Source organism: Allobosea sp. P2_B12 (genome assembly GCF_056404835.1).
Genome location: NZ_JBFUDG010000002.1, coordinates 588,104 through 612,971, shown reverse-complemented (window position 1 = coordinate 612,971; position 24,868 = coordinate 588,104). Strand labels below are relative to the sequence as shown.

Here is a 24,868-nt window from a genome sequence, read left to right as displayed (position 1 = left end):
CAAGCTGCTGGCCCCGGCTGCTCACCCCGCCAAATGCAGCACGACCTCGCGCCGGTGCCGCCTCTCGCGGTGCTCGAAGAGGTAGATGCCCTGCCAGGTGCCGAGCACGACGCGCCCGTCCATGACAGGTATGGACAGCGACACCGGCGTCAGCGCCGCCTTGATATGGGCCGGCATGTCATCGGGACCCTCGTCCCGATGGACGAGGTAAGCCATCGCCGGATCATCGGCGGATGGCACGAGCCGACGGAAAAACGCATCGAGATCAACACGCACATCCGGATCGGCGTTCTCCTGGATCAGCAGCGAGCAGGAGGTATGGCGCACGAACAGGGTCAATAACCCAGCTTCCACGCCACTCTGCGCGACGAAGTCCTCGGCGCGGGAGGTGAACTCATAGAGCCCCGGCCCACGCGTTTCGATCGCGAGGATGGTCTGCGACGGCATCCTCGCCTCGCCTATCGTTCAGTGACGGCGAGCTTCGCTCCAAGCGCCACGAAAGCCGCCGCGAAGCTGCGCCGCAGCCAGGCCATGACGCGCGGTCGGCCGATGACGCGGTCGCGCATCGCCGCCGCGAACAGCCCGTAGAGGGCGAAGACGATGAAGGTCATCGCCATGAACACGCCCGACAGCTCCAGCATGCGCGCCAGCGGCGCGGCCTCGTCGGCGACGATGAACTGCGGCAGGAAGGCGACGAAGAAGATCGAGAGCTTCGGATTGAGCACATTGATCGCGATGCCGTCGCGCAGCACGCGCCAGGCGGAACGCGGATCGGCCTTCGTCTCGACCTTGAGCGCACCGTGTTCCTGCAGCGTCTGCCAGGCCATGAACAGCAGATAGGCGACACCGGCATATTTCACGATCGCGAAGGCGAGCGCGCTGGCATGCAGCACCGCCGCGAGCCCGACCATGGCGGCCAGGAGATGCGGCACGATCCCCAGCGTGCAGGCGAAGGCGGCCAGCACGCTCGCCCGTGATCCACGCGTCAGGCCCGCCGCGATGGTGTAGAGCGCGCCGGTTCCGGGCGAGGCGACGATGATGAGCGAGGTCAGCAGGAATTCGAGGGACATCTCAGGATCCAAGCCCGTCGAAAAGGCCGCCAATGACGGCGGCCGCGGCCTCGCCGGCGCCGGCGATCACGCTGCCTGCCAGTTCGAACGTGCCGTCGAGGGCAGCGGCGATGACGTCGCCGACGCCATCCGTCGCCGTGCTGCCGGTGTCGCTTGCGGCGGCGGGTTGTTGCTGCTGCTTCTGCTGCTCGGCCTGCGCCCGCGCGGCCTGCACCGCAGCGTCGATCTCCGCCAGATCAGGTGTGTGGGTCATCGCTGCCTCCCGTGATCGGCATCATCATGCCATCATCCCGGGCCATTAATAAAGACGGCCCGCGAAATCCGCGCGTCGATATCCTCAATCGTGCTGGAAACGCCTTGGCTCCCGCGACTGCGCTCGGATGCGGCACCGGTCCGATGTCCAGCCCGAATACCGCCTGCTCTACCCGACGGGCCCGCTCCCGCTCGATCAGCGTCGCTGATGGATTCGATCAATTAGTTAGGCATTGACCTAACTAATGCCATGCTGTTGGATCGCCCCATGACCGCAGCCCAGCCCGCCCTCGATCAGACCTTCCGCGCTTTGTCCGACCCGACCCGGCGCGCAGTCGTCCAGGCGCTGGGCCGCGGGCCGGCCTCGGTGAGCGAGCTTGCCAAGCCCTTTGAAATGGCCCTGCCGAGCTTCCTCCAGCACCTCAAGGTTCTGGAGGATTCAGGCCTGGTCAGCACCGCCAAATCCGGGCGGGTGCGCACCTGCACGCTGCGGGCGGAGCCGCTGGCCGCCGCCGGGCACTGGCTCGAGGCCCAGCGCTCGCTCTGGACCCGGCGGCTCGACCAACTCGACGACTTTGTGCTGCAACTGAAAGACACGGAGGAGACCCCATGACCGCCCTGCCCGCCGCCGTTTTCGACCCGACGCTCGATCTCGAACTGAAGCGCGAGGTCGCTGTCGCACCTCGGCTCGTCTGGCGCGCCTGGACCGAACCGGAGCTGCTGAAGCAGTGGTTCACGCCGGCGCCATGGAAGACAACGGCCTGCGAGATGGACCTTCAGCCCGGCGGCAGGTTTCGCACCGTGATGGAAGGGCCCAATGGAGAGAAGCACGACAACACCGGCTGCTTTCTCTTCATCGTGCCCGAAAAGCTCCTGGTCTTCACCGACGCGCTCGGCCCCGGCTACCGCCCGCTGGGTGGCGGCTTCATGACCGCATCCATTCAGATCGAGCCGACCGCGACCGGAACGCTCTACACCGCCCGCGCCCTGCACAAGGACGAAGCTGCCAGGAAGCAGCACGAGGAGATGGGCTTCCACCAGGGCTGGAGCACGGCGCTAGACCAGCTCGTTGCGTTGGCGAAGACGCTCTGAGCTTCACCAATTCCCTGCAAGCAATAAAAAAAGCCGGCCGCGAGGCCGGCTTTTGTATCAGTTGTCCAGAAAGCTCCTGAGCTTCCGGCTCCGTGACGGATGCTTCAGCTTCCGCAGCGCCTTCGCCTCGATCTGGCGGATGCGCTCGCGGGTCACGCTGAACTGCTGGCCGACCTCTTCGAGGGTGTGGTCGGTGTTCATGCCGATGCCGAAGCGCATGCGCAGCACACGCTCCTCGCGCGGCGTCAGCGAGGCCAGCACGCGCGTCGTCGTCTCGCGCAGGTTGCTCTGGATCGCCGCGTCGATCGGCAGGATCGCGTTCTTGTCCTCGATGAAGTCGCCGAGATGGCTATCCTCCTCGTCGCCGATCGGGGTCTCCAGCGAGATCGGCTCCTTGGCGATCTTGAGGACCTTGCGGACCTTCTCCAGCGGCATGGCCAGCTTCTCGGCCAGCTCCTCCGGAGTCGGCTCGCGGCCGATCTCGTGCAGCATCTGGCGCGAGGTCCGCACGATCTTGTTGATCGTCTCGATCATGTGGACGGGGATGCGGATCGTGCGGGCCTGGTCGGCGATCGAGCGCGTGATCGCCTGGCGGATCCACCAGGTCGCATAGGTCGAGAACTTGTAGCCCCGGCGGTACTCGAACTTGTCGACCGCCTTCATCAGGCCGATATTGCCTTCCTGGATCAGGTCGAGGAACTGCAGGCCGCGGTTCGTGTACTTTTTGGCGATCGAGATCACGAGGCGAAGATTGGCCTCGATCATCTCCTTCTTCGCCTGCCTGGCCTCGCGCTCGCCCTTCTGGACCATCAGCACGATCTTGCGGAATTCCTGGATCTCCAGGCCCGTCTCGGACGCCAGCGTATGGATGTCCTCGCGCAGGCTCTTGATCCGCTCCAGCTCGGCACCGACGAATTCACGCCAGCCGCGCGAGCCCAGCTTGGAGACGCGCAGCACCCATTTCGGATCGAGCTCGCCGCCGACATGCTGCTTGAGGAAGTCCTCGCGGCCAACGCCATAGCTCTCGGCCAGGCGCAGCAGGCGGGTCTCGTGGCCGATCAGGCGCTTGTTGATGTCGTAGAGCTGTTCGACCAGCGCCTCGATGCGGTTGTTGTTGAGCGAGAGCGACTTCACCGCGGTGATGATGTCGTCCTTGAGCTTCTTGTATTTGCGGTCCTGCGACGGCGAGAGCTTGGTGTTCTCCAGCCGGTTGGCGATGTCCTGGTCCTGCAGGCGGCGCAGCTTCTTGTAGTTGTCGGCGATCGAGTCGAACGTCTCCAGCACGCGCGGCTTGAGTTCGGCCTCCATGGCCGAGAGCGAGACGTTGTTCTCGATATCGTCGTCGTCGAGATCGGACGGCAGCTCGCCTTCGGGCACCTCGGCCTCGGCTGCGGGAGCAGCGCCCTCGACGGGCACGCCTTCGCCGCCCTCGCCCGGCGCAACCTGCGGATTCTTGGCGTCAGGCCCGGCATAGGTCGCTTCGAGATCGATGATGTCGCGCAGCAGAATCTTGGCTTCGTTCAACTCGTCGCGCCAGATGATGATCGCCTGGAAGGTCAGCGGGCTCTCGCAGAGCCCGGCGATCATCGCCTCGCGGCCGGCCTCGATGCGCTTGGCGATCGCGATTTCGCCCTCGCGGGAGAGCAGCTCGACCGAGCCCATCTCGCGAAGATACATCCGCACGGGGTCGTCGGTGCGCTCGGTCGGCTCGAGATTGCGCTTGACCTCGACGGGCAGCGCCGAGCGCGAGGCATCGACCAGATCGCCGCCCTCGGCCTCTTCCTCATCGGCGCCGTTGGTGCCGGTGCGCGCAGCCGCGCGCTCTTCGCCCGAAGCCTCGGGGTCTTCATTGTCGACGACGTTGATGCCCTGCTCGCTGAGCTGGCCGAGCACGTCCTCGATCTGCTCGGAGGAAAACTCCTCCGAGGGCAGAACCTCGTTCAGTTCATCATAAGTGACATAGCCGCGCTTCTTGGCGAGCTTGATCATCCGCCTTACGGCCTGATCCGTCAGATCGAGCAACGGTCCATCGGAGCTCGGGGGGGCTTCCGGCGCGACCTGATCGGTCTTGTCCCGTTCGCTCGTTTTCGTCGCCATCAATCAGCGCTCCGCACTCTCGCGTCGCCTCCGGCTCGGGAAGAAGCCATACGCAGACGCATAAAAGGGCGGCGCGGCCGCAGGTCCGGCGCGCTCACCCCACCCAAATCACTTCGGCGAGATGGCACCGCTCATCATTGATGAACCGTAAACCATCCTGAACCGGCGCGCATGCCAGAACGCAGAGCACCGGGCACTTATGCCATCAATCCCCGGACATCGCCTCGGTCCCCTCGATCGTCTCGAGGCGAGCCTTGACGTCCTTGATCCAGGCGAAATTGGCTTCGGTCGCTTCGTCAGCCAATGCGCGCTCGGCTGCCTTCAACTCGCTATGTAGCGTCCGCGCGCGCTGATGCAAGACAATAGCCTGACGAATCGAGTCGAAAACCGATTCAGGATCAGCCTCTTGCGCGAGTTTCAGTCGCTCGGCAGGGCCGGTGACCGCCATCAGATGGGCTTGCGCCTCGCGCACGCGAGGCTGTTCCAGCCGATTCGCCAGCACCTCCTCGTCGAGAACGCCCTCCATCGCCGCATCAAGCAGCGCCTGCCGGAAGCGCTCGGCGGCGGCCCCGTCGAGCGACAATTCGGAAATCTCGTCGGCGCAGCGGAGGATCAACCCGGGATGGGAGGCCAGCGCCAGCAGGATGAAGGCCTCGCGCGTATCCTCACCGCGCCCCTGTGCCATGATCTTGGTCCGCGTGAGCTGGCTCGACGCCTTCAGCGGACCCGTCGCCCAGGGCGCGGCCTGCGGGAAGCCCCCACGGAATCCGCCACGGCCACCACCGCCTGCGCCACGACCGCGCTGGAAGGCCCCGTCGCGTCCGCGCTCAGCACGCGCCGGCGACGCGCTGGCGAAGAGCTGCGCGAGCCGCTCTTCCATCTCGCGGCGGTAGTGCCTGCGCGTCGTCTCGTCCTTGATCTGGCCGAGCGGCTCCTTCAGCCGCCGTTCGAAGGCGGCGCGGCGCTCGGGCGTATCGAGCGGGCCGGCTTCGACCTCGCGCGTCCACAGCATGTCGACCAGCGGCCGCGCCGCGCCCAGAACCTCCGCGATCGCGACCTTGCCACCGGATCGGGCCAGGTCGTCGGGGTCCTGTCCGTCCGGCAGCAATGCGAAAGACAGCGACTTGCCGGGCTCGAGTTGCGGCAGGGCGATGTCGATCGCGCGGCTCGCAGCCTTGCGCCCGGCCTTGTCGCCGTCGAGGCAGATCACCGGCTCGTCAGCCATGCGCCAGAGCAGCGTCAACTGGTCCTCGGTCAGCGCCGTACCAAGCGGCGCCACCGTCTGCGGGAAGCCGGCGAGCGACATGGCGATGACGTCGACATAGCCCTCGACGACGATGACCTGCCCGGTGTCATGCGACGCCTTGCGGGCATTGTGGTGGTTGAACAGCAGCGAGCCCTTGTGGAAGAGCGGCGTCTCCGGCGAGTTCAGGTATTTGGCCGAAACCTCCGAGCTCATTGCCCGCCCGCCAAAGGCAACGGGCCGCCCACGCGAATCATGGATCGGAAACATGATGCGGTCGCGGAAACGGTCGTAAGGCACAGCGATCTCCTCGCCATGCACGAGCAGTCCCGCCTCCATCATCAACTCGGCACTGACGCCCTTGCCGGCGAGATGGTCGCGCAGCGCGAAGCGATCGGATGGGCCATAGCCCAGCCGGAAGCGCGTGCGCGCCTCGCCATCGAGCCCACGCGAAGCCAGATAGCGCCGCGCCGCGCCGCCGCGCTCGCCCATCAACTCGGCCTCGAAGAAGCGCGCGGCAAGCTCCACCACCTCGTGCAGCCCTTTGCGCTTCTCCTCCTGGACCTGCGCTTCATGCGTGATCTTCGGCAGCGTGACGCCGGCCTCGGAGGCGAGCTTCTCGACGGCCTCGGGGAAGGACAGCCCTTCCGTCTCCATCACGAATTTGAAGATGTCGCCGTTCTTGCCCGAGGAGAAATCGAAGAACGAGCCCTTCTGGTCGTTGACGAAGAAGGACGGCGTCTTCTCGGCGTTGAAGGGCGAGAGCCCCTTCCATTCGCGGCCGGATTTGGCCAGCCGCACGCGCTTGCCCACGACCGCCGAGACCGGCAGCCTTGCCTTGATTTCTTCCAGGATGGAGGGCGGGAACTTCATTCCTGCCTATGTGGGCTCAGACGCGTTCAAAGCCAATCTGTGATGTCGCGAGACCCGGGTCTATCTGCGCTATCCACAGTGCTGTCGTAAAGAAAATCGGCGCAGCGATCAGCCGGGAGGAAAAGAGCGATGGTTCTCGACATCCGGGAGGCTGATAAACGGGCGGGCGTACCGATGCCGGGCAGGCGGCTTGGACTCGGCCTGGCGGAAGCGAACCGCCGAGCAGTGGGATCCGAGCCCGACAAGGACGGGGCGCCTTAGCCCAAGCAGGCGAGAATGCATTCGAGGAAACCGCGCGATGACAGGCCCCAGCCCGCCGGATCCAGTTCAAACCCGAGCGAGCGATCCAGCGTTTCCTCGATCGTCGCGTCTTCGGTCTCGAGTAAGGCCCGGATTTCGGCTCCCAGTTCTTTGCGCTCTTCAAACGAGGCGGTGCGGCCGTAATTGGCCATCACGGCCTCGAGATTGTCGCCGGCCAGGTCGAAATCCTGATGGAACCAGCCGCTGATGAGGTTCCGCAATGTCGGGTAGTCTCGTCGCATCGCGGTCACGTCAGAGTTTCGGATAAGCGGTCAAAATGAAATAGACCTTGTCGCCGACCGAGGTCTTCTCCAGCACCACTCGAATCGTCTGCATATTGACCATCTCTCCTGTCGCGCGAACAACGCCGTAACCCACATTTTCTCCCGCCGCGAAATCGAAGCCGCGCCGCATGCCCGGCGTCGCCGAAGCCGACCAGTGAAGGATTTCGTCCCGCTTCATCCGCAGCGCCTTGGAGATGAACTGCTCGGCCTCATTCAGGTTTCGGAACGAGGACGCCACTTTCAGGTTTTTCTGCTCCACCAGCCGGCTCCTGAGCCGGGCTTCGGTCAATTCCACATGCCATTCGATGGTGTGGCCGCCGGCGCGCTCCTCGGCCGCGAGGCTGATCGACCCGCGCCTGACAGCCGTGATGCGCGCTGCACCGGCGAAGCCCGCCGCAAAGGGGATCGCCATATCGACCACTGCCCCGACAGTACTTGCGTGCCGTGGATCGACGCCGAGGCTACGCGCCGCGAGTTCCGCCGTCCGGGCGGTGATCGTGGTCTGGGTACGGCCCGTGAAGAGCTGTTGCAGTGCCGTCGAGATCGTGTCGGAGCCGTGAACGGCGAGCGCTCCGCCGCCGACTTTCGTCGCCATCGTCGGTTCGGGCACCAGTATCAAAGCGGCGGCCCCGACGAGCTCAAGGGCGCCTCCGAGCAACTGGACGCTCGCCCAGAAGCGCGGATTCGCGTTATCCTCCCGGCTCAGCGTCGTACCGTCGAGAACGGCGGCGAGTTGAATCGGCGATAGCGCAATGCTCAATCCAATCTCGTCGCTGTCCGACACGACCGCCTCCCGCCTCTGCTCGTCAGATCATGTTATCCGCCGAGCGCCGCCTTCACCATGCCGCTCGCCTTGCCGAAATCCATCTGGCCGGCGTGGTTCGCGCGCAGGATCGCGATGACCTTGCCCATGTCCTTGACCGAGGCCGCACCGCTCTCGGTGACGGCGGCAGCGATCGCAGCCTTCACCTCGTCGTCGGACATCTGCTTGGGCATGTAGCCCGCGATCACCTCGACCTCAGCCTTTTCGCCGGCGGCGAGTTCGGGGCGGCCATTGGCCTCGTAGATCGCGATCGATTCCTGGCGCTGCTTGATCATTTTCTGCAGCAGGGCGAGCAATTCGTCGGGCGTGGTCTCGCCCTTGCCGAGGCCGCGCGCCTCGATGTCCTTGTCCTTCAGCGCCGAGGTGATCAGGCGGATCGTCGAGACCTTGCCCTTCTCGCCGGCCTTCATCGCCTCCTTGAGATCGGCCGTGAAGCGCTCGCGCAGGCTGGTCATGTGGGTATTCCCTTTTTGTGTCGCGGGTTTGCGCCCGCATCGATTGACGGCATGGAAGCGCGTCTTTAAGGCTCGCGCTCCAGACGACGGCTAGCGAAACCGCTGCCGCCCATGCATTGCCGCAGCTCTCGCGGCCTGGACCGAGACATAGACATGACCGCACACGAAGGAAACCCCGCCGAAGCCGGCTGGAGCGAACCGCGCGCGACCGCGCTCCTCGTGCTGGCCGACGGCACGGTGCTGGAGGGCTTCGGCTTAGGGGCCACCGGCGAGGCCCCGGGCGAGGTCTGCTTCAACACGGCGATGACCGGCTATCAGGAAATCCTGACCGACCCGTCCTATGCCGGACAGATCATCACCTTCACCTTCCCCCATGTTGGCAATGTCGGCGTGAACGAGGAGGACACCGAAACCGTCAACGCCGCGGCATCGTCGGGCGTGCGCGGCGTCGTCCTCCACGCCGCCATCACCGAGCCATCGAACTGGCGCGCCAACCGGCATTTCGATGCCTGGCTGAAGGCGCGCAACATCGTCGGCATCTGCGGCATCGACACCCGCGCGCTGACCGCGCTGATCCGTGACAACGGCATGCCGAACGCGATCCTCGCCCATGCGCCGGACGGAGTCTTCGACGTTGCGCGCCTGAAGAAGCTTGCGGCCGATCTGCCTGATATGGCCGGCCTCGACCTCGTGCCGCTGGTCACCTCGGCCCAGCGCTATGACTGGGCCGAGACGCCCTGGCAGTGGCCGGTCGGCTACGGCAAGCGCGAAAGCGTCGCCCACAAGGTCGTCGCCATCGACTACGGCGTGAAGCGCAACATCCTGCGCCTGCTGGCCAAGGCGGGTTGCGACGTCACCGTCGTGCCATCGACCGCCAGCGCCGACGACATCATGGCGCTGAAGCCGGACGGAATCTTCCTCTCCAACGGCCCGGGCGACCCGGCCGCGACCGGCGAATACGCCGTGCCGGTCATCAAGGAGTTGCTCGACAGGAAGGTCCCGACCTTCGGCATCTGCCTCGGCCACCAGATGATGGCGCTCGCCATCGGCGGCCAGACCATGAAGATGAAGCAGGGCCATCACGGCGCGAACCATCCGGTCCAGGACAAGACCACCGGCAAGGTCGAGATCGTCTCGATGAACCACGGCTTCGCGGTCGATCCGGCCTCGCTGCCGGCCCATGCGGTCGAGACCCATGTCTCGCTCTTCGACGGCTCGAACAGCGGCATCGCACTCACCGACCGCCCTGCCTTCAGCGTCCAGCACCACCCCGAAGCCTCGCCCGGCCCGCAGGACAGCCACTATCTCTTCAAGCGCTTCGTCGAGATGATGGACAAGGAAAAGGCGAAGACGGCGGCCTGAGGCGGCGTTCTTTGCAGGCCATACGCCCCGGCTCCGAACCTCGACCTCATCCCGGGCTTGCCCCGGGATCCATCGTAAGGCTCCTGAGACCTCCGATGGATTCCGGATCGGCGCCGCTTCGCGGCTTGTCCGGAATGACCGAGCCTTTGCGCCAGAGGATCAAGGCTGCTCGCTGGCGTTGACGGCGCCCGTCACCTGCGCTTCAAGCAGGCCATGAGCCAAGCGATCTGCCTCGCCCGGAACTATTACGCCCCGTCCTCATAAGGCGGGTCGCATTCTCATGCTCAACCGCCGCGCTGGCGGTTGAAATTTGGCAGTCACCCGGCATCGCGGCCCTCTCAGGGACCAGGACGATGTCGACCAAACGAAAATCCTTCTCCTCCATTGGCCTGCTCGGCTTCGGCGCCTTCGGCCGGCTGATGGCGCGCCATCTCCAGCCGCATCTGCCGCTGGTCGTGTTCGATCCGGCTCGGCCACCCGAGCCCGCCCCATCCGGCCGCGGCCTCGTGCCGGGCGGCATCGCCGAGGTTGCGGCCTGCGACATCGTCATCCTGGCCGTGCCGGTCGACGCCATGGCCGACGCCATCGCGACCCTGCGCCCGCATCTGCGAACCGGGGCGATCGTGCTCGATGTCGGATCGGTCAAGATCGAGCCCGCCCGACAGCTCCTCGCCGGTCTGCCCGATCACGTCGAGATCATCGGCACCCATCCCTTGTTCGGCCCGCAAAGCGCCCGCAACGGCATTGCTGGGCTGAAGCTCGCGCTGTGCCCGATCAGAAGCAGCAGCGCCGAGCGGATCGCTGCCTTCCTGCGGCGCAGGTTGAAGCTCGACGTCATCCTGACGACGCCGGACGCCCATGACCGCGACATGGCCATGGTGCAGGGCCTGACCCATCTCGTCGCCAAGATCCTGATCGGCATGGGCCCCCTGCCGCGCCGGATGACGACCCGCAGCTTCGAATTGCTGATGCAGGCAACCGAGATGGTCCGGCACGACGCACCATCCGTCTTCCACGCCATCGAGCGCGCCAATCCCCATGCACGGGCGGTGCGCGAGCGCTTCTTCGCCCATGCCCGCGAGATCACGGCGGCGCTGGATGCGGCGCATGACCAGCCGCGGCCCGCTGCCGCAGCCAATGCCGCCGGCCCTTCCACGCCGGGCATTCCTGCCCTATTGCAGCGCAGCATCACGCAGGAAGCCCACGCAGAACCATGATCCGTCTCGAAAATATCGGCAAGCAGAACGGCCAGCAGATCGTCTTCATCGAGGCCTCGGCCTCGCTTCTCAAGGGCGAGAAGGTCGGCCTCGTCGGCCCCAACGGCGCCGGCAAGACCACGCTGTTCCGCATGATCACCGGCGAGGAGCAGCCCGACGAGGGCCAGGTCCAGGTCGATCGCGGCGTCACCATCGGCTATTTCAGCCAGGATGTCGGCGACATGAAGGGCATGAGCGCAGCCTCGGCCGTGATGGACGGTGCCGGCCCGGTGAGCGCCGTCGCTGCCGAACTGCGCGAGTTGGAAGCCGCGATGGGCGACCCCGATCGCGCCGACGACATGGACGAGATCATCGCCCGCTATGGCGAGGTCCAGGGTCGCTTCGAGGAGCTGGACGGCTATGCGCTCGACGGGCGCGCCCGCGAGGTTCTCGCCGGCCTCGGCTTCAGTCAGGAGATGATGGACGGCGATGTCGGCGCGCTGTCGGGCGGCTGGAAGATGCGCGTCGCGCTCGCCCGCATCCTATTGATGCGACCCGACGCCATGCTGCTCGACGAGCCCTCGAACCATCTCGACCTCGAGAGCCTGATCTGGCTGGAATCGTTCCTGAAGGGTTATGAAGGCGCGTTGCTGATGACCTCGCATGACCGCGAGTTCATGAACCGCATCGTCGGCAAGATCATCGAGATCGATGGCGGCGCGCTGACCAGCTATTCCGGCAACTACGAGTTTTACCAGCAGCAGCGCGCGCTATCGGAAAAGCAGCAGCAGGCGCAGTTCGAGCGCCAGCAGGCGATGCTCGCCAAGGAGATCGCCTTCATCGAGCGCTTCAAGGCGCGCGCCTCGCATGCGGCGCAGGTCCAGAGCCGCGTCAAGAAGCTCGACAAGATCGAGAAGGTCGAGCCGCCCAAGCGCCGCCAGACCGTCTCCTTCGAGTTCCAGCCGGCGCCGCGCTCCGGCGAGGATGTCGTCACGCTCAAGGGCGTGCACAAGCGCTATGGCAGCCGCTCGATCTATGAGGGGCTGGACTTCCAGGTCCGCCGTAAGGAACGCTGGTGCGTGATGGGCATCAACGGTGCCGGCAAGTCGACGCTGCTGAAGCTGGTGACCGGATCGACCGCGCCCGATGACGGCACGGTCGCCCTCGGCGGCAGCATCAAGATGGGCTATTTCGCCCAGCACGCCATGGAAGTGCTGGAGGGCGACCGCACGATCTTCCAGTCGCTGGAGGACCGCTTCCCACAAGCCGGACAGGGCTCGCTGCGCGCGCTCGCCGGCTGCTTCGGCTTCTCCGGCGACGATGTCGAAAAGCGCTGCCGTGTGCTCTCGGGCGGCGAGAAGGCCCGCCTCGTGATGGCGACGATGCTCTACGATCCGCCGAATTTCCTTGTGCTGGACGAGCCGACCAACCATCTCGACATCGCCACAAAGGAGATGCTGATCAATGCGCTCGCGCAATATGAGGGCACGATGCTCTTCGTCAGCCACGACCGTCATTTCCTGGCGGCCCTGTCGAACCGCACGCTGGAACTGACGCCCGAGGGCGTCCACGCCTTTGGCGGCGGCTATACTGAGTATGTCGCGCGCACGGGCCAGGAAGCGCCGGGCCTGCGGAGTTAGCCACGTCACTTGAGAAAACAAGACTACGCCTTGAATGCCGACCGCTTTTCGTCATTGCGAAGAGCTTCGCGACGAAGCAATCCAGGAGCGGCAGTGCTCTATGCCCCCACTGGATTGCTTCGCTTCGCTCGCAATGACGGCCTCCTTCACCGGAGTTTCGCTGGATGCCGCGGCGATACAGATCAAGGAACGGGTTGGCCGAACTGGATAAGCACTCCTTCCAATGATCCACCACGAGCCCATTGCCCATGACCGACAATCCGCTGACCCAGCCCGGTGCCGCCCACCCCGCGATCACGGATGCGATGATCGCGGCGCTGGTGCGGCGCTTCTACGAGCGGGCGCGCGAGGATGCGCTGATCGGGCCGATCTTCATGGGTGCGGTGCATGACTGGGACGAGCACATCGCCAACATCACCGATTTCTGGAGTTCGGTGATGCTGCGCACCGGGCGCTATCAGGGCCGGCCGATGCGCCCGCATCTGATCCTGCCGCTGGAAGCGCACCACTTCGACCGCTGGCTCGCCCTGTTCGAGGAGACCGCCGCGGAGGTCTGCGGTGCGCCCGACATCGCCGAGGCCTTCATCGTCCGGGCCAGACGCATCGCCGACAGCTTCGAGATGGCGCGCGCCAGCCAGCGCGGCGAGATCGCCCGCCCACGCCACAGCCTGAGCTGATCCTCAGCTTGCCGGCGCCTGCGGATCGAGGAAGGCCGCGAGCGCCTCGGCCGTTGTGCCGGCTTCCGTCGTGATCCGCCTTGCCAGGGTCGCCGCCGCCGTGCGCGGGGCGCCGAGCGGCCGATCCAGCCAATAGGCCACCGGGTTGAGCGCGGTGCGCTGGTCCACCTGCACCAGCCGGCCGCTTTCGATCTGCTCCTGCGCCAGAGGCGGCCGGGCGAGCGCGATACCAAGCCCGTGGGCAGCCGCATCCAGCACGATGTTGTAATCGTCGAAGCGGCGATCCTGCGGGCGCGGGCGGTAGTCGAGTCCCTGCGCCGCAAACCAGGCGCGCCAGCCGGCGGCATCGGAATCATGGATGAGCGGATGCGCCAGCAGGCGCTGCGGCTCCCCCTCCCCGATCGCAGCAGCCAGCCTCAGTGAGGCGATCGGAAAACACCACTCCTCGAACAGCTTCAGCGAGATCCGGCCCGGTGCACCGCCCCGGCCACAGCGAATGCCGAGATCGACGCCCTCTTCCTCGAAATCGACCCTGCGGTGCTCAGCCTGCAGCGCCAGGCGCAGCGCCGGTTCCTGCCCTTCCAGTGTCGCCAACCGCGGCATCAGCCACAGCGAACAAACCGAGGGCGGCGCGCTGACGCGCACCACCGCCGCGCCGCGCTGCTCGCGCCAACGGTCCGAGGTGTCGGCAATCAGCGCGAAGGCTTCCTGCGTGCGCTGCAGCAGGTGCTGCCCCTCCGAGGTCAGCGCGACGCCGCGCGCCTGGCGCTGGAAGACGCGCAGGCCCAGCCAATGCTCCAGCCGCGCCACCTGCCGGCTGACCGCGCCATGGGTCAGGTTCAGCGAGGCGGCGGCCGCCGAGAAGCTGCCGGTACGAGCAGCAGCCTCGAAAGCCCGCAGCGACTCCAAGGGCGGCAAGGTTGAGCTGTGATCCACGCTCACAGCTCATGCTCGAATTGGTCGTTTGTCAATCAGCTCGACGGGGTATCTATGGGCGTGGTCGCAAGCTTCGACGGAGCCCCGCCATGTCGACCGCCACCACCTGCCCCGCGCCCGCACCAGCCGCCCGGCTCGACGGCACACTCCTTTTTACGATCACCTTCACGGTCACCGCCTGGGCCTCGTCCTTCCCGGCGATCCGGGCGGGGCTCGCCGGCTTCGGCCCCGCCGAAATGGCCTCGCTGCGCTTCGCCATGGCCGGGGGCGCCGCCGCGCTCTTCCTCCTCGCCACGCGCGCAAAGCTGCCGGAGCGCGCCGATATCTGGCGCTTCCTCGTCGGCGGCGTCGTCTTCATCGCGGCTTACGCCGTGCTGCTGAATTTCGGCCAGCGCATCGTGCCGGCGGGACCCGCCAGCTTCATCATCAACACCAACCCGATCATGACCGCCGTGCTCGCCATGATGCTGCTGGGCGAGCGCTTCAGCCTGACGGCCTGGCTCGGCACCGCGCTGTCCTTCGCCGGCATCGGGCTGATCGCGCTCGGCAAGGGTCTCGATGTCGAGATCGGGCTGTCCGTCCTGCTGATCCTGGGCGCGGCCTTCTGCAACGCCATCACCACGGTGGTGCAGAAGCCGCTCTTCGCCCGCTACAAGCCGCTCTCGGTGGCGGCCTGGAACCAGGCGATCGGCGGCTTCGTCCTGCTGCCCTTCCTGCCGGCCGCGATAGCGCAGGCGCAAATCGCTCCAAGCGTCTCGTTCTGGTCCGTGGTCTATCTCGCCGTGGTGCCGAGCCTGATCGCCTATGGCACCTGGGCGATCACGCTGTCGCGCCTGCCGGCCGGCCGCGCCGCCAACTTCCAGTACTGCGTGCCGCCGATGGCGACGCTGATGGGCTTCCTCTGGCTCGGCGAAATCCCGACCCTGTTCGGCATCATCGGCGGCGCCATGGCGCTGGGCGGCGTCGTGATCGTCAACCTGAAGCGCTGAGCGAGAAGGCGCATACGCTGGCCGCGTCCCCGGCCTAGTCTCGATCGGGGTTCGGCCGGCCGCTCCCCTTCGATCCGGCCTCGATGCCGATGATCAGCTTTCGTAGCAGATCGGCGAGCGCCTCGCGCTCCTCCGCATCGAGCGGCTGCAGGAAGACGGCTTCGTTCGCCATATCCATGCGAAAAGCCTCCTCGACACGCAGGGCTCCGGTTTCGGTCAGCGCGACCTGGACGCTGCGGCCGTCATGCGGCGATTTCTCGCGCCGGATCAGCCCGGCCTTTTCCAGCCGGTCGAGCCTGTGGGTCAGGCCGCCTGAGGAGATCATCAGCGAGGAATACAGCTCCGTCGGCGTCAGCCGGTAGGGCGGCCCGGAGCGGCGCAGGGTCGCGATCACGTCGAACTCGCCACGGTCGAGATCGAAGCCCGCGAAGGTCGCCTCGATGCTAGGGCGAACCAGGTTCGACAGGCGAAAGGCCCGGCCCAGCACCGCCATCGGTTCGGTGTCGAGGTCGGGCAATTCCCGCGCCCATTGCCGCCGCAGCCGATCGACATGGTCGTCGATGCGCGCCCCCTTGCCGTCAGTTCCGCCCGTCATGGCCCGCCTTGGCTGTTGATTCCACAGGCGAAACATACACCGCCCGAATGCCGCCGGCAAAAATATCTCGACAGGAAGAGAAATGTCTTGACGGGAAGATACCTGCCGTGTAGATATCTTCTCGTCAAGATACCTCAGCCGCACCAATCAGGAGGCAGCCATGTTCGCAATCATCCGTCATCAGGAACCGCAGCCCGGCCAGAGCCGGACAGTCCGCTTCGAGGGCCGGCAGTTCGGCAGCAACGCTTCGTTCTTCCTCGTCGATGCCGAGCCCGGCGGCGGGGTAGGCCTGCATGTCCACCCCTATCCCGAGACCTGGATCGTCAGGAAAGGCGAGGCCGAGTTCACCGTCGGCGACGACAAGACCCGCGCCTTTCCCGGCGACATCGTCGTCGCTTCCGCTGGGTTTCCGCACCGCTTCTGCAATGTCGGAGACGGCCGGCTCGAGCTCGTCTGCATCCATCCGAACGACACGATCCAGCAGGAATTTCTCTGATCGGAAACCTGTTCACCCCGCAAAACCTTGAAGCACAAAGAGAAAGACCAATTGCCATGACCAAGACGATCTTCGTGAACCTCCCCGTGAAGGACATCGTCGCGGCCACGGGCTTCTACGAGGCGATCGGCTGCCAGAAGAACGAACAGTTCAGCGACCATCAGGCCTCGAGTATGGTCTGGTCCGACGCGATCACCTTCCAGCTGCTCGCCCATGACTATTTCGCGACCTTCACGCCCAAGCCGATCTCTGATGCCCATGCGACAACAGAGGTCCTGCTGGCCCTGACCTTCGACAGCCGCGCCGAAGTCGATGCCATCGTGGAGACCGCCGCCGTCGCGGGCGGCAAGGCCGACCCGCGGGCGCCCAACGATATGGGCTGGCTCTACACTCGCGCCTTCGAGGACACCGAGGGCCATATGTTCGAGGCGGTCTGGGCCGACATGGCGGCAGCGTCCGCAGCCGAATAGCAGGCTGAGGCGCCATGGCGCTGGGCGGCGTCGTGCTCGTCAACCTGAAGCGCTGAGGCGCGGGCTTCCTTCCACGGGACGCGACTGCGATAGTCGCCGCCATGCCCGTGACGATTTTCCTCCTGCGCGCCGTCAATGTCGGCGGCGCCACGACGATCAGGATGGAGGCCCTGCGCGGCATCGCCGCGGCGCTGGGCTTCCGCCACCCGACGACGCTGCTGCAAAGCGGAAACCTCGTCGCCAGCCATGATGGCGACACCGGCGAGGCTGCCGCCCGGCTGAAGGCTGCCCTGGCGAAGGAATTCCCTTATGCACCCGACGTGATCGCCCGCAGCCGGAGCGCGCTCGCCGAGGCTATCGCCGAGAATCCGCTACCGCTCTCGGCCGGACAGGATCCGAAGTTCCTCCAATACATCGCCCTGGCCTCGACGCCAGAAGTCGGAGCGCTCGAACGCCTCACCTCGGGTTACGACGGCCCTGAGACGATCGCGCTGTGTGGTCGCGACCTGTTCGTCTACTACGCCGAAGGCGTAGGCCGCTCGAAGCTCACCAACGCCCTGATCGAGCGCCGTCTCGGCGTGAAGGGCACGGCGCGGAACTGGAACACGGTGACGAAGCTCGCAGCGCTCGCCGGGGAGATCGCCGCGCATGACTGAGCTGACCACCGCGACGATCCGGCTACTCACGGCAGAGGATGCGCCGGCCTATCGGAGCTTGCGCCTGAGCGCACTTGCCGAGACGCCGGAAGCCTTCGGCGCGAGCCATGACGAGGAGGCGGCACAGCTGCTCGCCTGGTTCGCGGCGCGGATCACACCGCAGCCACCGAGCCGCATCTACGGCGCCTTCCAGGAGGATGCCCTCATCGGGATGGCAGGCTTCCTGGCCTATGGCGGCGAGAAAAAGCGCCATATCGGCCTGCTCTGGGGCGTCTATGTCGCGCCGGCCGGGCGCGGGAGCGGCATCGCGACCGCGCTGGTCGCGGCCGTCATCGCCCATGCGCGCGAACATGTGCGGATGCTTCACGCCGATGTCGGCGTCGACAACCATCCGGCGCAGCGCCTCTACGAAGGGCTCGGCTTCCGCAGCTACGGCATCCAGCCCAAGGCACTGTGCATAGATGGCGTCTTCCATGACGAGACGATGCTGGCGCTGGATTTCACCATCTGAACGGTCAGAAGCCGCGCACTTCCAGTGCTTTCTCGACATCGGTTATGTAGTCGCGGATCACCGGAACGGCGCTCTTGTGCGGGCCGAGCAGGAGCTGGAACACCATGTCGCCGCCGATGTCGAAGGAGACCGAGCAGGCGCCGAGATAGAACTCCCACATCCGCGCGAAGCGCTCGCCCATCATCGCGACGACCTCAGGGCGGTGCGCCATGAAGCGCTCGCGCCAGGCTTCCAGCGTCCAGTGATAGTGCCGGCGCCAGAACTCGCAATCGGACGACCACAGCCCGGTCTGCTCGACCGCCGCGAACACCTCCGACAACGCTGGGGCATAGCCGCCGGGGAAGATGTACTTGTCGAAGAACGGGCCAGTGAAGCCCGGCGGGCCGACACGGCCGATGCAATGCACCAGCGCAATGCCGTCGGGCGTGAGCAGGTCGCGGATCTTTTCGAAATATTCGAGGTAATGCGCGACGCCGACATGCTCCATCATGCCGACCGAGACGACCCGGTCGAAGCGGCCCCCGAGCTCGCGATAATCCTTGTTGATGAAGGTGACGGCATCGCCGACGCCAGCGGCATCGGCGCGCTTTTGCGCCGCCGCCATCTGGTCGGGCGAAACGTTCAAGCCGGTCACCTTCGCGCCGCAGGCCTTGGCGAGATAGATCGCGAGCTGCCCCCAGCCCGAACCTATATCGAGCACGGTCATCCCCGGCTCGATATTCAGCTTGGCGGCGATATGCCGGAGCTTGGCCTGCTGCGCGTTCTCCAATCCGACATCCGGAGAATGCCAGTAAGCGCAGGAATAGGTCATCGTCTCGTCGAGCCAGAGCCTGTAGAACTCGGTCGGGATGTCGTAGTGGTGCTTGACCTTCTTGCCCGCGACGCCGAGCGGATTGTGCATCCGGAAGCGCCTGATCCGGAAGCGGACATTGCGGATGACCTTCTGGATCGGATGCTTGCGCAACTCCTTGCGTTGCAGCCAGAACAGCGTCAGCAGATCGTGGATCGAGCCTTCCTCGAAATCGATCCGGCCATCCATATAGCCTTCGGCCAGCGCCAGCTCGGGATTGAGGAAAAGCTCGCGCTCGATACGGTCGTCATGGAAGCGTACCGTCACCGCCGGCGCGGTCTTGACGACACCGGCGAACAGCAACTCGCCCGGCCCCGGCCCGAAGACATGGCGCTTGTTGTCGGGCGTGATGACTGTCAGGCGCCCCAGCCTGACGAAGTTCTTCAGCAAACGCGGTAGCAGGAACATCGCAGCCCTCTGGATTCGAGCTGACCTTAGAGCATCTCGCTCCACGCTGGGAACCGCTGCCGGAATGCCCTCCCTGCAACGCCAGCCTCGCTCCATCCTCGGCCCTTAGCGTGCCCCTCGGAAAGCTTAGGGCGAGATGGACGGCGGGATGGATAAGCGAGCCTCGAAACGGTGGCGGTCGCATCTGCGGATGGCGAAGCTGTTCGACCGCTCGCGGCGCTTCCTGGTCGAGTGCCGCATCCTTGACCTGTCGGCGACCGGCGCCAGGCTGAAGCCGGAAAACGATCGCCCCCTGCCGATGCAGTTGCATCTCTGCGACGACGCCATGGATTTCTCGGCGGTCGCGACGATCGTCTGGGTCCGCAACGGCGAGATCGGCATCCGCTTCGCACAGGACCCGGATGCCAAGTGAGATCAGTCCATGACGCAGGAGATCGGGGGATGGGCTGCATGCCAGTGGCGGCGAAACAGCGATCGGATGTGATCAGGAAAAATCGCGTCGCTCGGAACCGGCGGGCGGGATCGGCGTTTAAGCGCTGGACTTTGCCGGAGCCTGCCATGGAAGACGAGAGAATTACCCGAATTGCCCGCGCTTTGTGCCGCTCGGCGAGGATCGATCCCGACAGCGTTCTCACCGCCGACCAACTCGATGCCGAAGAGGCAAAGCCTCTCCCACAGCCGAAATCTCCCGACGATGCGGTCCCGGCCTGGACCATGTTCCGAGGCGCCGCGCTCACCTTCATCCACAGCCATGACGAACGGGTCGTCTCGCCGCTCTGAGCCGCGGCACGGCTTGCTAAGGAGCTAACCCTCGTCATAGTGCTCGCCGCTGCGCCGCAGGCTTGGGCGCGATCCCTGGGGAACGGCGAGACGATGTCCTGGCGCGATTTCTGGAACGGCGAGCACGCAATCTATGTCTCGCCGCGCCACAAGGCCCTGCATTACCGCCAGATCGCCACCGACCTGATCGGCCATATCCCAACGCGTGATGCCGTCGTTCTCGACCATGGCTGCGGCGAGGCCCTCGATGCCGCCCGCGTCGCTTCCGCCTGTGGCCGACTCTATCTCTGCGAGGCCGCGCCCAGCGTGCGCGAGAAGCTGCGCGCCATGCTCGGCGGCAAGGCCAATGTCTCGGTCGTCTCGCCCGAGGAAGTCGAGGCGCTGCCCGAGGCGACCTTCGATCTCGTCGTTGCCAATTCGTTGATCCAGTATCTCTCCAGAAGCGAGCTCGAAGCCCTGCTGGTGCTCTGGCGCGGCAAGCTCAAGCCCGGCGGCAAGCTCGTCGTCGCCGATGTGATCCCGCCCGATGTCAGCCCCCTGACGGACGCCTCGCAGCTTCTGGCCTTCGCCTGGCGTGGCGGTTTCCTGATCGCTGCGCTCGCCGGCCTCGTCCGCACCGTCTTCTCGGAGTACCGCAAGCTCCGGGCGCAATACGGCCTCTCGACCTATGCCGAGGCCGACATCGCCGGGATGATCCACGCCGCCGGCTATGAAGACGTGCAGCGTCAGCGCAATTTCGGCCACAACCCGCACCGGATGACGTTCGCGGGAACGAAGCCGGCAGAGCCCAGCCCGTCGTCGGCGCCCCTGTAAGGACATCTCCCATGCATATCGGCCTGATCGGCGGCATCGGCGTTGCGGCAACGATCGTCTACTATCAGCGCCTGACGGCTGCGGCGGCAGCGCGTGGCGTGGCACGGCTGGAGCTGACGATCGTTCATGGCGAGATTCAGGAGCTGATCCGCAACAATCTGGCCGACCGCAGGGAGCAGCAGGCGCAGGCCTTCCTGCCCCTCGTCCAGCGTTTGAACGACGCCGCCTGCGACTGCATCGCCCTGTCTTCGCTTGGGGCGCATTTCTGCCTGGATGAGCTGGTGGCGCTGTCGCCCTTGCCGATCGTCTCCGCCGTCGCCCCGCTTGATGCCTATTTCGTCGCGCAGGGCATCAAGCGGATCGGACTGCTGGGAACGCGGGTGGTGATGCGTACGCGCCTTTACGGCCAACTCGCGCGCACGGAAGCAATCGCGCTCGACGACGAGATCGAGATCCTCGGTCAGGCCTACCAGGACGTCGCCGTCGCCGGCACCTGCTCAACCGAGCAACGGGAGCGCTTTCTCGATGCCGGACGGCGCATGATCGCCACGGGAGCCGACGCCGTCGTCCTCGCCGGCACCGACCTCAACCTGGCCTTCGAAGGGCAGAGCCCCGGCTATCCGGTCATCGACGCGCTCGACGTGCACGTCGCGCTGCTGGCCGATCTGGCTGCGGGACGCAAAATCCTGGGCGACATCTCATGATACGGGCGGCGTGTACTCACTGAATCGCAAGACCCGCCGATCCCGATCACCGCTTGAACCGCCGGACCTGTAGCCGATACTAAGCTGGGATAGATAAACGCGGACGGGAATTCGGGTGATGCAGGCATGGCGCTCAGCTGCAATCGCGATCGCGTTTTCGACGCTGACATTGACCAACGCGTCGGCCCAGGAGCACGCGCAGGGTCTGCTCAAGACATCGTGGATCAAGGCGGCCTGGACCCAGATTCTCAAGGGCGAGCGCTTTGAACGCTGGGATTCCTGGATTCCGGGCCTCGACGGCGTTGCTTCCGCACCCGAAGTCCAACGCGATGCAAGCGGTAGGGAATGGACGGTCGCGGAACTCTGCCAGCCGCATGACTGTGCCGACAACAAACTCGTCGTCCTGATCGATCGTTCCGGCCAAGCGGTGTGGGCCCTTCAAAAAACGGCCAACCCAACCCGTGAACGCTTCTTCGGTCGTCCTGACGCGCCGATGCAGGAGTTGCTGCGCGCAGCGCTGGCCGGAAAACTCGCCCGAGCCTCCGTGCCGCAGGCCCCTCCACCCAGGGCCGCGACGAGCGGTGCTTCGACGCTTACCCTCTCGCCTGCCGCAACTCAGACGATGCCCCAACCCGCAGGATCCAACGGCACCGTCGAAGGCGAACTCTCCTATCCAAGCGACTACATCCCGCCCGACATGCAGGTCTGCGGCGAAGAGATCGGCTCGAAGCAGTTGACCTGCTCCTCGCGCAAGACACGCCAGCGCGGCGGCACGCGCTACATGCTGTCGCTGCCGCCCGGCGAGTACCTTGTCTTCGCCCAGACCAAGGATGCACCGGGCCGGCGTGCCTACTACTCCGAATACGTCGTCTGCGGCGGCGACGTATCCTGCAAATCCCACAAGCCGATCATCGTCGCCGTGCCGCCCGGCATGACCCGCAAAGGCATCGACCCTCAGGACTGGTACGCACGCTGAACGCAACGAGGTTGATCAGTCACGCGGCCCGATCGGCGAAGCTGAAGAACTTGTGCCCGAGGAACGAGAACACCATCACGATTCCCGTCGTGACGAACTGCATTGGCAGATAGGGCAGGCCCGCCCGCGCCACGAACAGATGCATCAGCACGCCGGTCAGCGCAAAGCCGCCGGCGGCGATCAGGGCGAAGCGCCAGGTCGCCTGCGCGTGGCTGTGGCTCGCGTCGAAAGTCAGCCAGCGGTTGAGGATGTAGGACACGACCGCACCGACGACGAAACCCGCCAGCGTCGCCGGCACCGGATCGACATGGGCGAGCTCGACCAGCCCGACCAGCACACCGTAATGCGCCACGGCGGTGATGCCGCCGGAGAAAACATAGGCCAGGAGTTGGCGCGACTGGCGCGGGTATCGGCGAAGCGGCATGGCCCGAGCTTATACAGGCCTTGCCCCAACGAAGCCTGAACGAATCTGAGAAAGCCGGCGTCAGGCCGGCAGCCCATCTTCGACAGCTTGCACGCAGGGGATTCGCGGCAGGTTGGCGTCGCGCCGCGCCGCCCCGATGACGCTGTCGAGCAGGCCGGGGAAGCGCAGGTCGAACTCCTCGCGGCGTAGGCTGATGAGGCGCGATGTTCCCTCCACCCGCACACGGGTCACGCCGGCCTCGCGCAGCTTGGTGAAGTGGTAAGTCAGCAGCGAGGGCGAGGCGAGGCCGTTGAAGCTGCCGCAGCGCGCCTCGACTTCCGTGCCGTCGGCGAGCGCCACGACGATGCCGAGCCGGATCGGATCGGCCAGCGCGGCGAAGACCGCTGCCGGCTCGACGGTGTCCATATCGGGGTGAAAGACCGGCTTCATCCATCCCAGATAGGAGATCGACGCGCTCCTGACAATATTCAACATTCGTTGAAATTAGCCTTGACGCGAGGCGACACCGACCTAAATTCAACGTTCGTTGAAATTCCCGAGGCGCGGCGACATCTCGCGCCTCTGCTCAAGCGAGGGCGCTGCCATGGATACACGTCTCCTCTGGCTTGCCGGCGGCGCCTTCGCCATTGGCACGGGCACACTGATCATCACCGGCATCCTGCCCGATCTCTCGACGGGCCTGCGCGTTTCGGTCGACACCGCGGGCTGGCTGATCACGATCTTCGCGCTGGCCTATGCGGTCGGCTCGCCGGTGCTCTCGACCGTGTTCGGCACCGTCGACCGCAAGCTCGTGCTGGCCGGCGCGATGACGGTCTTCGGCCTTGCCAATCTCGGCGCGGCGCTGGCAACCGACTTCACCTCGGTCATGGTGGCGCGCGTCGTCATGGCGCTGGCGGCCGGTGTCTACATGCCCGCCGCCAATGCGGTTGCGGTTGCGCTGGTGCCGCCCGAGCGGCGCGGCCGCGCCATCGCGCTCGTCACCGGCGGCATGACGGTAGCGCTGATTCTCGGCGTGCCCTTCGGAACAGCCATCGTCGGCTTCGGCGGCTGGCATCTCGCCTTCCTGCTGGTCGCCCTGTTCAGTGCGCTGGCGCTCGCCGGCCTCCTGGTGAAGCTGCCATCGGGCCTGCCGCGCGGCACCAACTCCCTGCGCGAGCGGCTCGCCGTCGCGCGGCGCGGCGATATCCTGCTGGCGCTCGCCACGACCATGCTGTGGACCACCGGCGCCTTCACGCTCTACACCTATATCGCGCCCTTCCTCGCCGCCCATGCCGGCATCACCGGTCCCTGGCTCGGTGCGGCGCTGATCGTCTCCGGCATCGGCTCGGCGCTCGGCAACCAGATCGGCGGCATCGCCAGCGACCGATTCGGCCCGGAGCGGACGCTGGTGGTGGTGCTGACCGTGCTGGCACTTTCGCTGATTGCCGCCTCGCTCGTGGCGGTCACATTGCCGCCGGCGACGGCGATCTTCGTCATACCCGTGGTGATGCTGGTCTGGAGCGGAGCGGGCTGGGCAGGCCACCCCTCGCAGATGTCCAGGCTCGCCGCGATGGCGCCCGACACAGCCGTCGTGGCGCTCTCGCTCAATGCCTCGGCGCTCTATCTGGGTATCGCGGCCGGCGCGGCGCTGGGCCAGCAGACCCTGCGCCTCGGCGACACCGCCTGGCTCGGATTCGTCGGTGCCGCCTGCGAGGTCCTCGCGCTCGCGGTGCTCTTCGTCGCCATGCGTCGGCGCAGGCCAACGCGCCGCGTGCTGGAGGTCGAGCCGCTGCAGCAGACCGCCCAGCCTGTGCGCTGAGGCGGGCCGGGAGCGGTTTCCGCTTCCCCCCGCCGCTCCTCCCCTCTATAGCGAGCGCCTAGCATTCATCTCAGGCGCTCGCACCGGCCCGCTCGCTC

General features: G+C 66.0%; 30 protein-coding genes. 17 read left to right on the top strand and 13 right to left on the bottom strand.

Annotated elements, in window-relative coordinates; translation table 11 throughout:
- Positions 1-21 precede the first annotated feature (21 nt).
- The 3 genes from AC1DYU_RS08270 to AC1DYU_RS08260 are packed head-to-tail and all read right to left on the bottom strand — an operon-like array spanning position 22 to position 1,323.
- Positions 22-447, bottom strand: coding sequence for a secondary thiamine-phosphate synthase enzyme YjbQ (locus AC1DYU_RS08270; protein ID WP_476791203.1), 426 nt, complete (start codon positions 445-447; stop codon positions 22-24).
- An 11-nt stretch (positions 448-458) separates the two neighbouring features.
- Entirely contained in the window at positions 459-1,070 is a 612-nt protein-coding gene (locus tag AC1DYU_RS08265) for a LysE family translocator (RefSeq protein ID WP_158484691.1), read from the bottom strand.
- Position 1,071: 1 nt separating this feature from the next.
- Positions 1,072-1,323 carry a hypothetical protein gene (locus tag AC1DYU_RS08260; RefSeq protein WP_476791202.1) on the bottom strand — a complete coding sequence of 84 codons (252 nt, stop codon included), beginning with the start codon at positions 1,321-1,323 and terminating at the stop codon, positions 1,072-1,074.
- 267 nt (positions 1,324-1,590) lie between these two features.
- On the opposite strand from AC1DYU_RS08260, the gene AC1DYU_RS08255 reads away from it, so the two are divergent.
- The gene (locus tag AC1DYU_RS08255) at positions 1,591-1,935 is read left to right on the top strand and encodes an ArsR/SmtB family transcription factor (RefSeq protein ID WP_476791201.1); all 345 of its coding nucleotides are present in this window, start codon (positions 1,591-1,593) and stop codon (positions 1,933-1,935) included.
- Positions 1,932-2,414 (top strand): SRPBCC family protein, encoded by a 483-nt coding sequence (locus tag AC1DYU_RS08250; RefSeq protein WP_476791200.1) that lies wholly within the window; start codon positions 1,932-1,934, stop codon positions 2,412-2,414. The genes AC1DYU_RS08255 and AC1DYU_RS08250 overlap by 4 nt, the downstream gene beginning before the upstream one ends.
- A gap of 57 nt (positions 2,415-2,471) precedes the next feature.
- On the opposite strand, the gene rpoD is transcribed toward AC1DYU_RS08250, so the two are convergent.
- The 5 genes from rpoD to AC1DYU_RS08225 all read right to left on the bottom strand — a co-directional run bounded on the left by rpoD (position 2,472) and on the right by AC1DYU_RS08225 (position 8,489).
- Entirely contained in the window at positions 2,472-4,511 is a 2,040-nt protein-coding gene (gene rpoD, locus AC1DYU_RS08245) for an RNA polymerase sigma factor RpoD (protein WP_158484686.1), read from the bottom strand.
- A gap of 205 nt (positions 4,512-4,716) precedes the next feature.
- The gene (dnaG, locus tag AC1DYU_RS08240) at positions 4,717-6,627 is read right to left on the bottom strand and encodes a DNA primase (protein WP_476791199.1); all 1,911 of its coding nucleotides are present in this window, start codon (positions 6,625-6,627) and stop codon (positions 4,717-4,719) included.
- A 257-nt stretch (positions 6,628-6,884) separates the two neighbouring features.
- Positions 6,885-7,169, bottom strand: a complete 285-nt coding sequence (locus AC1DYU_RS08235) for a contact-dependent growth inhibition system immunity protein (RefSeq protein WP_476791319.1) — start codon at positions 7,167-7,169, stop codon at positions 6,885-6,887.
- 10 nt (positions 7,170-7,179) lie between these two features.
- Entirely contained in the window at positions 7,180-7,995 is an 816-nt protein-coding gene (locus AC1DYU_RS08230; protein WP_476791198.1) for an RNase A-like domain-containing protein, read from the bottom strand.
- A 32-nt stretch (positions 7,996-8,027) separates the two neighbouring features.
- A complete protein-coding gene (locus tag AC1DYU_RS08225) occupies positions 8,028-8,489 on the bottom strand; it encodes a GatB/YqeY domain-containing protein (protein WP_476791197.1) in 462 nt (153 codons plus the stop codon).
- A gap of 153 nt (positions 8,490-8,642) precedes the next feature.
- Between AC1DYU_RS08225 and carA the strand changes: the two genes are divergently transcribed.
- The 4 genes from carA to AC1DYU_RS08205 all read left to right on the top strand — a co-directional run bounded on the left by carA (position 8,643) and on the right by AC1DYU_RS08205 (position 13,364).
- A complete protein-coding gene (carA, locus tag AC1DYU_RS08220; protein WP_476791196.1) occupies positions 8,643-9,851 on the top strand; it encodes a glutamine-hydrolyzing carbamoyl-phosphate synthase small subunit in 1,209 nt (402 codons plus the stop codon).
- A gap of 353 nt (positions 9,852-10,204) precedes the next feature.
- The gene (locus AC1DYU_RS08215; RefSeq protein ID WP_476791195.1) at positions 10,205-11,068 is read left to right on the top strand and encodes a prephenate dehydrogenase/arogenate dehydrogenase family protein; all 864 of its coding nucleotides are present in this window, start codon (positions 10,205-10,207) and stop codon (positions 11,066-11,068) included.
- Positions 11,065-12,687 (top strand): ABC-F family ATP-binding cassette domain-containing protein, encoded by a 1,623-nt coding sequence (locus AC1DYU_RS08210; protein ID WP_476791194.1) that lies wholly within the window; start codon positions 11,065-11,067, stop codon positions 12,685-12,687. Before AC1DYU_RS08215 ends, AC1DYU_RS08210 begins: the two co-directional genes overlap by 4 nt.
- A gap of 248 nt (positions 12,688-12,935) precedes the next feature.
- A complete protein-coding gene (locus AC1DYU_RS08205) occupies positions 12,936-13,364 on the top strand; it encodes a group III truncated hemoglobin (protein WP_476791193.1) in 429 nt (142 codons plus the stop codon).
- Between the two features lie 3 nt (positions 13,365-13,367).
- Here AC1DYU_RS08205 and AC1DYU_RS08200 read toward each other — a convergent pair whose 3' ends face one another.
- Complete coding sequence (locus tag AC1DYU_RS08200; protein WP_476791192.1) at positions 13,368-14,300, bottom strand: LysR substrate-binding domain-containing protein; 933 nt, start codon at positions 14,298-14,300, stop codon at positions 13,368-13,370.
- Between the two features lie 89 nt (positions 14,301-14,389).
- Between AC1DYU_RS08200 and AC1DYU_RS08195 the strand changes: the two genes are divergently transcribed.
- Entirely contained in the window at positions 14,390-15,289 is a 900-nt protein-coding gene (locus tag AC1DYU_RS08195; RefSeq protein ID WP_476791191.1) for a DMT family transporter, read from the top strand.
- Positions 15,290-15,323: 34 nt separating this feature from the next.
- Here AC1DYU_RS08195 and AC1DYU_RS08190 read toward each other — a convergent pair whose 3' ends face one another.
- Positions 15,324-15,884, bottom strand: coding sequence for a MarR family winged helix-turn-helix transcriptional regulator (locus AC1DYU_RS08190; protein ID WP_476791190.1), 561 nt, complete (start codon positions 15,882-15,884; stop codon positions 15,324-15,326).
- Positions 15,885-16,044: 160 nt separating this feature from the next.
- On the opposite strand from AC1DYU_RS08190, the gene AC1DYU_RS08185 reads away from it, so the two are divergent.
- The 4 genes from AC1DYU_RS08185 to AC1DYU_RS08170 all read left to right on the top strand — a co-directional run bounded on the left by AC1DYU_RS08185 (position 16,045) and on the right by AC1DYU_RS08170 (position 18,017).
- The gene (locus AC1DYU_RS08185) at positions 16,045-16,380 is read left to right on the top strand and encodes a cupin domain-containing protein (protein WP_158484675.1); all 336 of its coding nucleotides are present in this window, start codon (positions 16,045-16,047) and stop codon (positions 16,378-16,380) included.
- Positions 16,381-16,436: 56 nt separating this feature from the next.
- Positions 16,437-16,850 carry a VOC family protein gene (locus AC1DYU_RS08180; protein ID WP_158484673.1) on the top strand — a complete coding sequence of 138 codons (414 nt, stop codon included), beginning with the start codon at positions 16,437-16,439 and terminating at the stop codon, positions 16,848-16,850.
- A gap of 101 nt (positions 16,851-16,951) precedes the next feature.
- Complete coding sequence (locus AC1DYU_RS08175) at positions 16,952-17,506, top strand: DUF1697 domain-containing protein (protein ID WP_476791189.1); 555 nt, start codon at positions 16,952-16,954, stop codon at positions 17,504-17,506.
- Positions 17,499-18,017 carry an N-acetyltransferase family protein gene (locus AC1DYU_RS08170; RefSeq protein ID WP_476791188.1) on the top strand — a complete coding sequence of 173 codons (519 nt, stop codon included), beginning with the start codon at positions 17,499-17,501 and terminating at the stop codon, positions 18,015-18,017. The genes AC1DYU_RS08175 and AC1DYU_RS08170 overlap by 8 nt, the downstream gene beginning before the upstream one ends.
- Before the next feature lie 4 nt (positions 18,018-18,021).
- Here the strand turns inward: AC1DYU_RS08170 and AC1DYU_RS08165 are convergent, their stop codons facing one another.
- Positions 18,022-19,275: a class I SAM-dependent methyltransferase gene (locus tag AC1DYU_RS08165; protein ID WP_476791187.1), complete on the bottom strand. Its 1,254-nt coding sequence runs from the start codon at positions 19,273-19,275 to the stop codon at positions 18,022-18,024.
- A 148-nt stretch (positions 19,276-19,423) separates the two neighbouring features.
- Here AC1DYU_RS08165 and AC1DYU_RS08160 point away from each other — a divergent pair, with 148 nt between their 5' ends.
- The 5 genes from AC1DYU_RS08160 (at position 19,424) to AC1DYU_RS08140 (ending at position 22,548) form a co-directional block, all read left to right on the top strand.
- Positions 19,424-19,687 carry a PilZ domain-containing protein gene (locus tag AC1DYU_RS08160; protein WP_476791186.1) on the top strand — a complete coding sequence of 88 codons (264 nt, stop codon included), beginning with the start codon at positions 19,424-19,426 and terminating at the stop codon, positions 19,685-19,687.
- Between the two features lie 29 nt (positions 19,688-19,716).
- Entirely contained in the window at positions 19,717-20,055 is a 339-nt protein-coding gene (locus AC1DYU_RS08155; protein ID WP_476791185.1) for a hypothetical protein, read from the top strand.
- Between the two features lie 93 nt (positions 20,056-20,148).
- Positions 20,149-20,868, top strand: coding sequence for a class I SAM-dependent methyltransferase (locus AC1DYU_RS08150; RefSeq protein ID WP_476791184.1), 720 nt, complete (start codon positions 20,149-20,151; stop codon positions 20,866-20,868).
- Positions 20,869-20,879: 11 nt separating this feature from the next.
- The gene (locus AC1DYU_RS08145; protein ID WP_476791183.1) at positions 20,880-21,572 is read left to right on the top strand and encodes an aspartate/glutamate racemase family protein; all 693 of its coding nucleotides are present in this window, start codon (positions 20,880-20,882) and stop codon (positions 21,570-21,572) included.
- Between the two features lie 118 nt (positions 21,573-21,690).
- A complete protein-coding gene (locus tag AC1DYU_RS08140; protein ID WP_476791182.1) occupies positions 21,691-22,548 on the top strand; it encodes an Ivy family c-type lysozyme inhibitor in 858 nt (285 codons plus the stop codon).
- 19 nt (positions 22,549-22,567) lie between these two features.
- Here the strand turns inward: AC1DYU_RS08140 and AC1DYU_RS08135 are convergent, their stop codons facing one another.
- On the bottom strand, positions 22,568-22,972 hold the full coding sequence (locus AC1DYU_RS08135; protein WP_476791181.1) for a GtrA family protein: 405 nt from the start codon (positions 22,970-22,972) through the stop codon (positions 22,568-22,570).
- Positions 22,973-23,032: 60 nt separating this feature from the next.
- Complete coding sequence (locus tag AC1DYU_RS08130; protein WP_476791180.1) at positions 23,033-23,446, bottom strand: ArsR/SmtB family transcription factor; 414 nt, start codon at positions 23,444-23,446, stop codon at positions 23,033-23,035.
- 109 nt (positions 23,447-23,555) lie between these two features.
- Here AC1DYU_RS08130 and AC1DYU_RS08125 point away from each other — a divergent pair, with 109 nt between their 5' ends.
- On the top strand, positions 23,556-24,770 hold the full coding sequence (locus AC1DYU_RS08125) for an MFS transporter (RefSeq protein ID WP_476791179.1): 1,215 nt from the start codon (positions 23,556-23,558) through the stop codon (positions 24,768-24,770).
- Positions 24,771-24,868 lie beyond the last annotated feature (98 nt).

Bases quoted from the DNA above. Each gene is read 5' to 3' on its own strand.
- AC1DYU_RS08270 (WP_476791203.1), bottom strand. From the start codon at position 447: ATGCCGTCGCAGACCATCCTCGCGATCGAAACGCGTGGGCCGGGGCTC.
- AC1DYU_RS08265 (WP_158484691.1), bottom strand. From the start codon at position 1,070: ATGTCCCTCGAATTCCTGCTGACCTCGCTCATCATCGTCGCCTCGCCC.
- AC1DYU_RS08260 (WP_476791202.1), bottom strand. From the start codon at position 1,323: ATGACCCACACACCTGATCTGGCGGAGATCGACGCTGCGGTGCAGGCC.
- AC1DYU_RS08255 (WP_476791201.1), top strand. From the start codon at position 1,591: ATGACCGCAGCCCAGCCCGCCCTCGATCAGACCTTCCGCGCTTTGTCC.
- AC1DYU_RS08250 (WP_476791200.1), top strand. From the start codon at position 1,932: ATGACCGCCCTGCCCGCCGCCGTTTTCGACCCGACGCTCGATCTCGAA.
- rpoD (WP_158484686.1), bottom strand. From the start codon at position 4,511: ATGGCGACGAAAACGAGCGAACGGGACAAGACCGATCAGGTCGCGCCG.
- dnaG (WP_476791199.1), bottom strand. From the start codon at position 6,627: ATGAAGTTCCCGCCCTCCATCCTGGAAGAAATCAAGGCAAGGCTGCCG.
- AC1DYU_RS08235 (WP_476791319.1), bottom strand. From the start codon at position 7,169: ATGCGACGAGACTACCCGACATTGCGGAACCTCATCAGCGGCTGGTTC.
- AC1DYU_RS08225 (WP_476791197.1), bottom strand. From the start codon at position 8,489: ATGACCAGCCTGCGCGAGCGCTTCACGGCCGATCTCAAGGAGGCGATG.
- carA (WP_476791196.1), top strand. From the start codon at position 8,643: ATGACCGCACACGAAGGAAACCCCGCCGAAGCCGGCTGGAGCGAACCG.
- AC1DYU_RS08215 (WP_476791195.1), top strand. From the start codon at position 10,205: ATGTCGACCAAACGAAAATCCTTCTCCTCCATTGGCCTGCTCGGCTTC.
- AC1DYU_RS08210 (WP_476791194.1), top strand. From the start codon at position 11,065: ATGATCCGTCTCGAAAATATCGGCAAGCAGAACGGCCAGCAGATCGTC.
- AC1DYU_RS08205 (WP_476791193.1), top strand. From the start codon at position 12,936: ATGACCGACAATCCGCTGACCCAGCCCGGTGCCGCCCACCCCGCGATC.
- AC1DYU_RS08195 (WP_476791191.1), top strand. From the start codon at position 14,390: ATGTCGACCGCCACCACCTGCCCCGCGCCCGCACCAGCCGCCCGGCTC.
- AC1DYU_RS08190 (WP_476791190.1), bottom strand. From the start codon at position 15,884: ATGACGGGCGGAACTGACGGCAAGGGGGCGCGCATCGACGACCATGTC.
- AC1DYU_RS08185 (WP_158484675.1), top strand. From the start codon at position 16,045: ATGTTCGCAATCATCCGTCATCAGGAACCGCAGCCCGGCCAGAGCCGG.
- AC1DYU_RS08180 (WP_158484673.1), top strand. From the start codon at position 16,437: ATGACCAAGACGATCTTCGTGAACCTCCCCGTGAAGGACATCGTCGCG.
- AC1DYU_RS08175 (WP_476791189.1), top strand. From the start codon at position 16,952: ATGCCCGTGACGATTTTCCTCCTGCGCGCCGTCAATGTCGGCGGCGCC.
- AC1DYU_RS08170 (WP_476791188.1), top strand. From the start codon at position 17,499: ATGACTGAGCTGACCACCGCGACGATCCGGCTACTCACGGCAGAGGAT.
- AC1DYU_RS08165 (WP_476791187.1), bottom strand. From the start codon at position 19,275: ATGTTCCTGCTACCGCGTTTGCTGAAGAACTTCGTCAGGCTGGGGCGC.
- AC1DYU_RS08160 (WP_476791186.1), top strand. From the start codon at position 19,424: ATGGATAAGCGAGCCTCGAAACGGTGGCGGTCGCATCTGCGGATGGCG.
- AC1DYU_RS08155 (WP_476791185.1), top strand. From the start codon at position 19,717: ATGGGCTGCATGCCAGTGGCGGCGAAACAGCGATCGGATGTGATCAGG.
- AC1DYU_RS08150 (WP_476791184.1), top strand. From the start codon at position 20,149: ATGTCCTGGCGCGATTTCTGGAACGGCGAGCACGCAATCTATGTCTCG.
- AC1DYU_RS08145 (WP_476791183.1), top strand. From the start codon at position 20,880: ATGCATATCGGCCTGATCGGCGGCATCGGCGTTGCGGCAACGATCGTC.
- AC1DYU_RS08140 (WP_476791182.1), top strand. From the start codon at position 21,691: ATGCAGGCATGGCGCTCAGCTGCAATCGCGATCGCGTTTTCGACGCTG.
- AC1DYU_RS08135 (WP_476791181.1), bottom strand. From the start codon at position 22,972: ATGCCGCTTCGCCGATACCCGCGCCAGTCGCGCCAACTCCTGGCCTAT.
- AC1DYU_RS08130 (WP_476791180.1), bottom strand. From the start codon at position 23,446: ATGTTGAATATTGTCAGGAGCGCGTCGATCTCCTATCTGGGATGGATG.
- AC1DYU_RS08125 (WP_476791179.1), top strand. From the start codon at position 23,556: ATGGATACACGTCTCCTCTGGCTTGCCGGCGGCGCCTTCGCCATTGGC.